We start from the raw sequence: 10238 nt of genomic DNA on the forward strand, positions 1-10238 counted from the left end.
GCCCTGTGAGATCAGCACGTCTGCCTGACGTAGCTTCGCGACGATCTCCTCGGGCTTCGGGGGCTTTGCCATCTTGTCCGTCCTCCAGGCTCAAAAGCCATACCAAAGGGCGGACCACTTCAATGGGGGCTGACCAGCTCGCGAATTGTTCGCCCCGGATGAGCTTGCGCAGTTGCGCCGGTTCGCGGGCGCGCTGCGGGCAACGATCCTGCCGGATGGCTCGATGCGGCCCGGCGGCGAGCGCACGGCCAGCGTCGCGGCGAAGGCCCTCGACGTGCTCGCGGGCATGATCGCGTTCAAGGTCGGCGGCCTGCCGGCGGCGGCGGGCACCTATGGCGCCAAGGTCGGGCAACGCGCCCTTGTCGGCGGTGTCGGTGCGATTAAGGCGCGGGCATCGTTCGGGGGCGGGGCGCCACGGATGCCGGCGCCGCCTCTGGCTCTGCCGACCGATCGGCTCGGCGTGGGTGCGGGTTTGTACGCTGGAACCGAGTAGATCAGTCAGGCCAGCGTCCGCGCTCGATGCGGTAGCGGACGAAGGGATAGGCCAGGATCGCAAATAGGAGGATCGTGGTTGCCGCGCTGAGCCCAGAGCCTGATCGGCGCCAAGCGTCGGCATGGAGGAAAAACAGCGTGCCAACGGCGAGCCAAATGCCGAGCTGCATGAGGATCGGAGCCGTTCGGCGCGTGTAGGTGCTTCGGCTGAACCAGAAGCGCAGCTCGCCCCGCCAATCAATCGGCGGACGGGTGCGCCCCTCACGCTCGGCGCGGCGTGCCTCCTGCCCCGGTGTGGTGAAGCGCCATCCTGCCATCCGCTCAACATGGCCCGGGCGGAGCCGTCCGACAACCAGACCGCCGACAACATCGCGGGCGTGATCGGGGCGACGATGGCACACGCCGGGAACCTACTCACGCGGTTGCAGAACACGCGGGAGTGCCAGGGGCAGGCGTGACTGGCTATTTTTCGAGAACCCTTCTGCCGTATGATCGCTGATGCTGCCTCGGCAGCCAGCAGTTCTTCCCAATCCGCTGGGGTGGCCCTGCTTGACCCCTACGGGCTTCATCAAGGCAGTCTTGCTCTGGCCGCCCATTGTGTCGTTGGGCACGGCGCTCATCTGCCAAGTGTCGCGATACGCTGCTGGGCGTAGAGACGATCGATTTCAGCGACCGCCTGCTGGCGATCCTCCATCGCGGACTCCAGCATGGCGACGGCAGTTATCGAGGCTGGATCCGTGGCACCGAGGCCTGTCTTCAACGTCTCGATCCGCTGCTTGGCCAAATCGTTGTGCCCTTCGTACCAAGTGCGCATGTCCTGAAGCGCCTTGCTGTAGCCCGCGCCCTCCTCGCGGGTCAGGTTGTGTGCTTTCGTACGCCCGCTCATGCCATTACCTACATCTGCACTGGCAGCGGTACTGCCAAAATTGCCTCGACGTAGACCCTCGTATGGCCGATCGAGATTAAGTAAGACTCTACCTTGTCGGGCTAGGTAAGCCTCGCTACAGCGCGCCATGGACAAGCTCGAAGCTCTTCTCGACCGTCTCAAGGCACGCCAGCGCGACCTCATCATGGAAGCTGCTCAGTACGATACGATGCCGGCAGACAGCACGTTGAAGCGAATTGCGGAGTTGGAGAACGCTATCGCGGCGGTTGAGGCCGTAGCGGGAGAAGAGGCAAGCAAGGCCAAAAAATAGCCGCAGCAGGATAGCCGCCGGAGTGCGGTTACCGAGATGGGTTAGCGAGTGAGCGGTACGGCCGTGACGAAGTGCATCTGGCGTGGCTCACGCGGCTCCCAAACCGTCCGTAATGGCATTTCGCGGCCGTCTGGTGCCGTCACTTCCCCCTCAAACACCACCAACAGCACGCCTCGCGCCGAGATCGATTGAACACCGGGAAGGTTGCGAGCCACATGCTCAGCCAACGCGTTCGCAAGCGTTAGCGGATCATCGGGGGTGAACCCGAAGCGCATCAGGTATTTGGCCTTTGAGGCACCACGCTTGCTTGTTAGATCTAGAAGGTAGCGCGAGATTTTCGGCCGATCAATCAGCCACGAAACCTCGACTTCATCGGAACTCAAGACGCGGCGGGCTCGGCCATGCGGATTTCGTCGGGGCCGACCGAAGCGAGGGTGCCCTCCGGCTGGGCGAACTCCACCACGTAGGCTTCGCCGCCGCGGAAGACGCTGACGATCGTGCCTTCGGTTCCGGCGGGGATCGAGATACCATCGTCGCTCATCACCGCAGCCGTCAGCACCACATCATCGAGGTCCTGAAGGCTCGACGGGGGTAGGTCCTGCTGGAAGCGGTAGGCGAACTGAACCGACATACCGGTAAGATGACTGCTCTGCCCAACTTGGGCAAGGCAGCGGTTCCCGATTTCCCGATAGACCGGGTTCCCCGATCCCCCATGAACCTGCGCGACAACGACGAACCCCCGCCGCGGTTCTTATCGGGCTCGCGCCTTGCCCGTGTCCGCGTTCTCATAGGCCGCTACGACCGCGGCCGATATGCGAAGCAGCCTCCCCCCGAGCAGACTCCCTGCCAGGTCGCCTCGCTTGATCATGTTGCGGACATGGGTGCCCGAGCACCGCCACCGCTCGGCCAACGTCTCAGGTGTGTAGACGTTGGGGTGGCCCGGCCATTCCTTGGACATCATGGGCGTGTCCCTTTGCTTCTGCGGAGGCTTCCCGTTGGGCTGCACCTCATCAGCCGAGGCCGCCTCGAACGCTGCATCAAGGGCCATTCTGCCCCAGACGGCGGTCACGCCGAGTTGCCGGGCAGACGGAAGCTCGCCGACCCGCACGAGGGCGCTGAAGGCGGTGGGGGTGAGCCCGAGGTATCGAGCAGCAGCAGCGAGATCGAGGCCGCGTGGCGGGTAGGCGTAGGGGTCCATGATGTCTGGCACCTGCCTGGCTCCCGTCATGGCGAATAGACTCCCCGAAACAGGTCTCCCATCGCCCGGCGCCGGAACAGCGTTCGCCAGCGCCGTCGCTGATGCTCAGGCCGGTCGTGGTTCACGTGGCAGCGCTGGCAAAACGCGACGAGGTTGGCATCCGCGTTGTTCGCGGTGTCGTGGTCCCGATGCGCCGTCGCGAGCACGACGCGTGTCGTGCGCAGGCTTCCCGTCAGGTTATCCAGGGTCGGCAGTTCGGCGAGGTTCTTGCCCTTCCCGTCGCGCCAGGCGCCGATCTGAGCGTCCCACCAGCGCCCATCGCCGAGATGGTAGACGATACGCCCATGCGGCCGTCCGCAGCCCTCACAGGCACTGCCGGCGCGCTGAAACCGGACCATGGCCGACAGTTCGCGCCAGTCGATGGGGTAGAAGTTGCGGTGCTCGGGGCGGATCGGCACTCGGTGGCTGTCCAGTGCGGGTGGGCTCCGAGTCCAACCATACAGGTGAAAACCTGACGGATGGCAGTCCTTCAAAGCGTCCGAAAAGGGTGGGAAGCGGACGCCATACTGCGCCTTATGCGAACCAAGTGCGGTCCCTCGGCTCAGTGGCTCGCATCTCCCTTTGAGCGATGGCGGTTCGACCAGAGATAGATTGATCTAACAGTAACCCCCAGAGTTCCGCCTACTACGATACCCCACATTAGTAAGCCGCTGACTATTAGATCGAAAAGGGTAACTTTGTGCGTAGTAGAACTTACAGTTGACGCAATAAATAAAATATAAACTATAAAACCGGACAACTTATTGATTTGAAGCGCAATTAAAAATGGTATACACCCAATGATAGAAACGATTGTTGCAAATCCTATATAAGGGTTCATAGATTTTACATTCTGTACGATGTGGGTCAAGGCAGCATGTAGGTTCAAGAGTAAGCTGTAAATTCGCTTATGCGAATTGGTCTTGCGCGCGCGAGGTCCGTTCTAGGTGGAAGGCAGATTTCGGAACAGGCATAGTTTTCGGAACAGGTCGAATAGGTATGGACAATTTAACTTGTGCGAAGCTGGTTATTCAAGCTTGGGCTTGTCTGACCATATCAGTTTTAAGCGTTACTAAGTTCACATTCTCATAGAGAAATAGAAGTTTCCAATCGCGATACGGACTGTATGTGATATCAAAAAAGTCCGTGGAATATTGGTTGCTTATGGTTCTTACTTTGTCGATTAGTTTAATCTCAGTATTATGTGAGATAATAGAAATCTACGTATTATACAAACAAAATCATATTTAGTATTTGATAATTCATTTTTTGAGCAGTATGGCCCGGTAGCAGACATGCCTCAATCCATAAATTCACGTATGTCACTTTGCCTCACGCGCGGGCGGGGTCCGCTATGGGTCGGAAGCGTTAGCGAATTAGCGGCGAGCGTAAGGCCAGCGTGGCGGCGAAGGCGCTCGACGTAGGGGGCGATAATGACGCCTGCCGCCTTGCACGGATCATCCAGGCGTCGCGATCGGCACGTGTAACGGCCAACTCCCGATGCACCTCCTCAAGCCGGGCATGCATCTCGCCGGCATCGACGGCGGTCTCGATCAGGAGTTCCTGCGCCTCCGCGAGGGCTGCGCGCAACTCGGCGATCTCGGTGGCGAGCGTCAGGATCAGGGCTGCCGTGTCGTCGCTCATCCTTCAGCAACCTGTCTGATCCACCGTGGAGGGCGCCGCATCCACGGCCAGCAGGTCGCCCGATCTGTTGCGGCGGTCCTGTTTGCCCCTTCAAGCAGGGCCGCCACCCCTTCGAGGCTTCGAACGGGCCATAAGCCGGCGTCGGCGGTTCTCGTTCCCCGCAGCACCGACCTTACGCAACCACTCGGCCCGAGGCGTCACAGGCGCGATGCAGGGAACTTGCCCGCATCAACCTGTCGTCGTGTGCGCCCTGTGCTGGGCTGCCTGTCGGCGGACCAAGCAATCGACGCCACAATCAACACATTGCCTTACCCGCCATCGGACTGCGTATCAGCGTTATTTCCGATGAGCCGAATGCCCAGACCGGTTCCCTTAGTGAGGTCGGTGGTCACTCCAGCCTCACTCAGAGCACGCTCGATCGCCTCCAGTGTCGCGTGGTGAGGATCGCGTGCGCCGCGTTCGAAATCCACGAGGGTGCGCAGGCCGATCCTCGCGGCAGTGGCCAACTGCTCACGGCTCCAATCCAGCAAAGCGCGCGCCGCGCGACACTGCGCAGGAGTGATCATAGCAGCGAACATGTCGCACTTTTCATGCACATAATAGTTGACATATATCGCGCAATACCGCACTAATGATGTGCATCTAACCACTTCCATGTAGACATGCAACGCCGATCATCAAGCCAGTCCGTTTACAAGTTCGCCTACGGATCAAAATTGCCGGACAAAGGACCCATCTAAATGTCCCGCCACGCTCCTCAGGTGACACATGCAGACACCGCTCGCGGGATACGTGCGGGCCAGGACGACCATGATGGGTAGGGCGCTACACATCCCCGACGCATCGGAGATCACCGACGAGACGCCGCTGCGGCTCGATGTGGCCGCGGCACTCGCCTACCCGGGCGGCGGCATGACCGCTTCCGGCCTGCGCACGGAAAAGGCTCGCGGGCGGCTAGCCGTCGAGCGCGTCGCTGGCCGTGATTGGACGACCCTCGGCGCCATCGCGAGAATGAGAGAGCTATGCCGCGTCAACGCAAACCCGCCCGCCTCTGGCTTCGACCTGAGCGGAAGCGGAGCGGCAAGGTCGCGTCACGAGCGGCATGGCTCATCCTCGACGGAGGCAAGCAGTACCCCACAGGATGCTTTGAGGGCGATCTTGCAGCAGCCGAACGCGCACTCGCAGAGCACAACATCGCCAAGCATGCCCCGTCGCGGTCGCTTCGGGACCTCGAAGCAATCCCGGTCGCGGACCTGCTGATCTTGTACCTTGAGGCGCGACGACGCGTGATCGAAGCGTCCGACCCGATCGGCTATCGCCGGCTGAAGGGACGGATCGGCCGGCTGAACGACTTCTTCGGTGGCAAACGCCTGTCCGATATCAAAGGGCCACTGTGCCGCGACTATGTCGTTGCCAGCAAACGGACCGGCGGCGCCCGGCGCGACCTAGAAGACCTTCGGGCGGCCATCGGGCATCACCAGACCGAAGGCTTGCATCGTGGGATCGTCAAAGTCCCGTTGCCAGAGAAAGGGGAGGGGAGAGACCGCTTCCTAACGAGAGAGGAGGCCGTCCGCCTGCTCTGGGTGTGCTGGCGCTTCCGCGAGAAGCAAACCGTCCATCGGGGCGCGAACCTCGGCCAGGCAGTTCAGACCGACAAGCGCCCACTTCGGCACCTCGCGCGGTTTATCCTGCTCGGCCTCTATACCGGCACACCTGCCGGAGTGCTTGCTGCTGCTTCGTTCCACCGCGGTAAGGGCAGGGCCTATGTCGATCTCGATAAGGGGCTGTTTTACCGGCGAGCCGAGGGCAATCGCGTTACGAAGAAGAGGCAGCCCGTCGTGAAGCTGCCATCGCACCTCGTGGCGCACTTGCGCCGCTGGGCGGTGACGCCGCGCCGCGATGGAACGATGCCCGAGTTCGCGGTCGAGTGGAACGGCAAGCCCGTTGCGTCGGTCAAGACGGCCTTCGCATCGGCGGTCTACCTCGCCGGCCTTGAGGAGGATGCTTCACCCGCATGTCCTCCGGCACACCGCGGCGACTTGGCTGATGCAGCGCGGCGTCAGCATCTGGGAGGCGTCCGGCTTCCTCGGCATGACGCCTGACGTGTTGATCAACGTCTACGGTCACCACCACCCGGACTTTCAATCCGGCGCCGCGGGAGCCTTCAAAAACAGGGGCAAAAAGAGCGTTTCGTTGGACAAATCGTTGGGCGACCGCCCCGGGGCATAAAACGATGCCTGCTTAAGTCGTTGTGATGATTGGTGGGCCCGGCAGGACTCGAACCTGCAACCAGACCGTTATGAGCGGTCGGCTCTAACCATTGAGCTACAGGCCCAAGCCGTTGTCCCAGCTTGCCTTTTAGGCATCTGAGCCGTCGCCGCCCAACGTGGGGCGGCAAGACGGCGACGGAAACCCTGCTCCTGCCTACCGCGAGCCAGTGCCGGCGACAAGCGGGGTGGGGGCTCGGACGACCGTGCCGTCGCTCCGATCGATCCGATCGCGTCTCGGCTCGCATGGCAACCAGGATGCTGGCGTGCGGCACAGGACGGGCGATCGGATACGAAGAAAATGCCCGGACGCGAGGCTGCCGAGCACCGGGCGTAGCTGCCGAATGCTACTCCGCGACGGCCGGCGCCGCCTCCGCGATCGCCACGCGCGGCACGAGCAGGGATGCCGACAGCGTCAGCAGCGCGACGGCGAAGACCGTCCAGAAGGTGCCGTGCAGGGCGTGCTGCAGGCTGAGGCGGGCCGCCTCGCCGGCTGCGCCGAGGCTCGCCGGGTCGTCGAGCAGGCGGCGCAGCTGGTCGGGATCCACCCCGGTCCCGCCGTCCGGATGGATCAGGCGATAGTTCAGCACGGCGCCGAGCGCGGTGGCGCCGAGCGTCGAGCCGAGGTTGCGCGCGAAGATGTTCGAGGCGGTGGCCGCCCCCCGCTGCCCCCAGGCGACGCTGTCCTGGATGATCACGATCGCCGCCGTCGACAGGAAGCCCATGCCGAGGCCCATCACGATCGACCCCGCCGCCGCCACGACCGGCGAGGTCTCCGGGCCCAAGGCCACGAAGGCCGTCGCGCCGATCGGTAGCAGGGCGGCGCCGAGCAGCAGGACCGGTCGCAGGCCGAAGCGGACGAAGCTGCGCGCCGCCGTCGTCGCGCCGATCGGCCAGCCGAGCACCATGAGGGTCAGGGTGAACCCGGCGACGAGCGGCGATTGCCGGAGCACGCCCTGCACGTACATCGGGAGGAAGGCGGTGAGCCCGATGATCGCCATGCCCGAGAGCAGCGTCGCGGCGTTGGCGGTGAGGATCGGGCGCTGCCCCCACAGCGAGAAATCCAGCATGGGGTCGGCGGCCCGCCGCTCCTGCAGCACGAACAGCGCGATCGCCGCCAGGAAGGTCAGGCCGGCGGCGACGGCGAGGGCCGGCGCGGCCGACGTCTCGGTCAGGGCGATCATCAGCGCCGCGATCGCCACCGTGAACAGGGCCGCCCCGATCACGTCGATCCGGCGCGGCTTGCGCTCCACCTCCTCGCGCAGGAACAGCAGGAACAGGACGGCCGCGAGGACGCCGACCGGCAGGTTGATCCAGAAGATCCACGGCCAGCTCAGATGCCCGACGATCAGCCCGCCCGCGAGCGGCCCGGCCACCGACGAGACGCCCCAGACGCTCGCGAGGTAGCCCTGGACCCGTCCGCGCTCGCGGGCCGCGTAGAGGTCGCCGACCACGGTCATGCTCACGGGCTGGATCGCGCCGGCCCCGACGCCCTGCACGAGCCGGAACAGGATCAGCGAAGGCATCGACCAGGCGATGCCGCACAGCAGCGAGCCGACGAGGAACACCGCGATGCCGAACAGCAGCACCGGGCGCCGGCCGTAGAGATCGGACAGCTTGCCGAACACCACGGTGGTCGCGGTCTGCGTCAGCAGGAAGGAGGCGAACACCCAGGCGTAGAGATGGAGGTCGCCGAGCTGGCCCGCGATCTGCGGCATCGCCGTCGAGACGATCGTCGCCTCGATCGCGATCATGAACATCGCCGCCATCACCGCGGCGAGGACCAGCGGGCGGCGCGTCGTCGATGCGTTCAGCATGCGCCGGCTTTAGGGCTCTTGCGCCGCCGGCGCCAGAGGACGGCGATCTGCTGGCCCGCGCCCGCGCCGGCAAAACTTTCTCGATCGCGCGACGTAGGGGGTGGGCGGAAGGACATCCGCCCATGCTGGCCTCAAGCCTGATCTGCCTCGTCGTCGGGACCGGCCTGGTCGCGGCGTCCCTGCTGATGCCCGCCTATCGCCTGCGACTGGAGGTCATCGGCGCGGGGCTGTTCATCGTCGGCCTCTGCCTGCTCGGCGCAGAGCTTCCCCTGTTGCGTTGAGGCCGGTTCCCGATCGCGGGTCGTGTCCCGCCGCCCTGCGGCTCGGTCGTCATGCCCCTCGGGTGCGGGACGGGTTTCCCATCGCCGCCCGGGCGGCACCGTCTCCACGGCATCTCGGGGGGCGTACGCCCCAGCGCCACGCATCGGTCCGGGCGCCGCGATCCGCGCATGGCGGCCGGCGAGATCCGCCGCGCGGCCGGCTTCGAGAGGCACGTTAGAATCGGGCCGGATTTGATGAGCGGATGCACGATCCCTATTGGCGTCGTCGACCGATGAACCCCGCACGCACTTGATTCGAATGCCGACTCGGCCGACTGCGCCGGCAAGGGGACCGCAGGGCGCCGCCCACAGGTCTGCGCAGGAACGCTTGAACATGCCGAACACGTTTGGCCTCAACCGCACCCTCGGCGGCGCGATCGGCGCCATCGCGCTCGTGTCGGTCCTCGGCAGCGGCACGGTCCTGTTCACGCTGGACCGCCTGAACGAGGCGACCGAGGCCCGTCGCAAGGTGACGCTCGTGGCGCGCGGCCTCGACGCCTTTCGCGGCGCCATGCTCAACCAGGAAACGGGGCTGCGCGGGTACCTCATCACCGGACGCGACAGCAGCCTCGAGCCCTATCGGGCCGGCCGCCCGGCGCTCGATGAGACCATCGATCGGCTTCGGGCGCTGACGAGCGGCGAGGCCGAGACGTCGCGCCTGCTGGCCGATGCCGTCGCCGCCGCCCGCACCTGGCAGGCCGAGATCGGCGAGCCGGCCGTGCGCATGGCCGCCGACCCGGCGCGACGGCCCGAGGCGGCGCGCGTCGAGGCCGAAGGCAATGGCAAGCAGCTGTTCGACACCCTGCGCGAAAAGCTCGCCGTCATCGAGACCAAGCAGGACGATGCCCGGAACGCGCTGAACGATCGCGTCGCGGAGGCGCAGCGGACCGCGTTCCTGACCCTGTGGGGCGCGGCCCTGATCACGCTCCTGATCTGCATCGGGATCGGGATCGCCATCAACCGCGTGATCGTCCGGCCGCTCGGGCGGGTGATGACCTTCGTCGAGCAGGTCGGTCAGGGCGACCTGTCCGGGACGCTCGGGGACGGCGGCCACAACGAGATCGGTCGCCTCGGGCGTACGCTGAACGGGATGGTCTCGGGGCTTGCGGACTTGGCCCGGACGAACCGTGCGGCGACGTCGGACCTGAACGCGGCGGCGGCCGAGATCCGCGCCTCGGCGCAGGAGCAGGCGGCCTCGGTGGAGGAGCAGTTCGCGGCGGTGCAGGAGACGGCGGCGACGGTGGACGAGATCACCCATTCGGGCG

The 10238-nt window shown here is 64.8% G+C and carries 14 protein-coding genes and 1 tRNA gene; 5 read left to right on the forward strand and 10 right to left on the reverse strand.

What is annotated here, in order from left to right; genetic code table 11:
* The first annotated feature begins 145 nt into the window (after positions 1-145).
* Positions 146-493, forward strand: a complete 348-nt coding sequence (locus tag FV230_RS18090; RefSeq protein WP_147843380.1) for a hypothetical protein — start codon at positions 146-148, stop codon at positions 491-493.
* A 1-nt stretch (position 494) separates the two neighbouring features.
* Here FV230_RS18090 and FV230_RS18095 read toward each other — a convergent pair whose 3' ends face one another.
* Together FV230_RS18095 and FV230_RS18100 are read right to left on the reverse strand one after the other, a co-directional pair.
* On the reverse strand, positions 495-893 hold the full coding sequence (locus FV230_RS18095) for a hypothetical protein (RefSeq protein WP_147843381.1): 399 nt from the start codon (positions 891-893) through the stop codon (positions 495-497).
* Between the two features lie 215 nt (positions 894-1108).
* A complete protein-coding gene (locus FV230_RS18100; RefSeq protein WP_147843382.1) occupies positions 1109-1378 on the reverse strand; it encodes a hypothetical protein in 270 nt (89 codons plus the stop codon).
* A gap of 127 nt (positions 1379-1505) precedes the next feature.
* Between FV230_RS18100 and FV230_RS18105 the strand changes: the two genes are divergently transcribed.
* Positions 1506-1688, forward strand: coding sequence for a hypothetical protein (locus tag FV230_RS18105; RefSeq protein WP_147843383.1), 183 nt, complete (start codon positions 1506-1508; stop codon positions 1686-1688).
* A 41-nt stretch (positions 1689-1729) separates the two neighbouring features.
* Here the strand turns inward: FV230_RS18105 and FV230_RS18110 are convergent, their stop codons facing one another.
* The 6 genes from FV230_RS18110 to FV230_RS18135 form a co-directional block, all read right to left on the reverse strand.
* On the reverse strand, positions 1730-2071 hold the full coding sequence (locus tag FV230_RS18110) for a DUF6883 domain-containing protein (protein ID WP_147843384.1): 342 nt from the start codon (positions 2069-2071) through the stop codon (positions 1730-1732).
* A complete protein-coding gene (locus tag FV230_RS18115; protein ID WP_147843385.1) occupies positions 2068-2319 on the reverse strand; it encodes a DUF4926 domain-containing protein in 252 nt (83 codons plus the stop codon). Before FV230_RS18115 ends, FV230_RS18110 begins: the two co-directional genes overlap by 4 nt.
* A gap of 120 nt (positions 2320-2439) precedes the next feature.
* Positions 2440-2886, reverse strand: coding sequence for a helix-turn-helix domain-containing protein (locus tag FV230_RS18120; protein ID WP_147843386.1), 447 nt, complete (start codon positions 2884-2886; stop codon positions 2440-2442).
* A gap of 26 nt (positions 2887-2912) precedes the next feature.
* On the reverse strand, positions 2913-3344 hold the full coding sequence (locus FV230_RS18125) for a hypothetical protein (protein ID WP_147843387.1): 432 nt from the start codon (positions 3342-3344) through the stop codon (positions 2913-2915).
* 949 nt (positions 3345-4293) lie between these two features.
* On the reverse strand, positions 4294-4569 hold the full coding sequence (locus FV230_RS18130) for a hypothetical protein (protein WP_243985934.1): 276 nt from the start codon (positions 4567-4569) through the stop codon (positions 4294-4296).
* A 308-nt stretch (positions 4570-4877) separates the two neighbouring features.
* Complete coding sequence (locus tag FV230_RS18135; RefSeq protein ID WP_246694906.1) at positions 4878-5237, reverse strand: helix-turn-helix transcriptional regulator; 360 nt, start codon at positions 5235-5237, stop codon at positions 4878-4880.
* A 354-nt stretch (positions 5238-5591) separates the two neighbouring features.
* On the opposite strand from FV230_RS18135, the gene FV230_RS18140 reads away from it, so the two are divergent.
* Complete coding sequence (locus tag FV230_RS18140) at positions 5592-6671, forward strand: site-specific integrase (protein ID WP_246694907.1); 1080 nt, start codon at positions 5592-5594, stop codon at positions 6669-6671.
* A gap of 157 nt (positions 6672-6828) precedes the next feature.
* Here the strand turns inward: FV230_RS18140 and FV230_RS18145 are convergent.
* Both FV230_RS18145 and FV230_RS18150 read right to left on the reverse strand, forming a co-directional pair.
* Positions 6829-6904, reverse strand: a tRNA-Ile gene (locus tag FV230_RS18145).
* A gap of 279 nt (positions 6905-7183) precedes the next feature.
* Positions 7184-8653 (reverse strand): MDR family MFS transporter, encoded by a 1470-nt coding sequence (locus FV230_RS18150; RefSeq protein ID WP_147843388.1) that lies wholly within the window; start codon positions 8651-8653, stop codon positions 7184-7186.
* A gap of 122 nt (positions 8654-8775) precedes the next feature.
* Between FV230_RS18150 and FV230_RS29790 the strand changes: the two genes are divergently transcribed.
* Together FV230_RS29790 and FV230_RS18155 are read left to right on the forward strand one after the other, a co-directional pair.
* On the forward strand, positions 8776-8934 hold the full coding sequence (locus tag FV230_RS29790) for a hypothetical protein (RefSeq protein WP_187275542.1): 159 nt from the start codon (positions 8776-8778) through the stop codon (positions 8932-8934).
* A 373-nt stretch (positions 8935-9307) separates the two neighbouring features.
* On the forward strand, positions 9308-10238 hold a 931-nt coding region (locus tag FV230_RS18155; protein WP_147843389.1), incomplete at its 3' end, for a CHASE3 domain-containing protein.

Origin of the sequence: Methylobacterium sp. WL6, from assembly GCF_008040095.1 — a bacterium.
Lineage (GTDB): Bacteria > Pseudomonadota > Alphaproteobacteria > Rhizobiales > Beijerinckiaceae > Methylobacterium.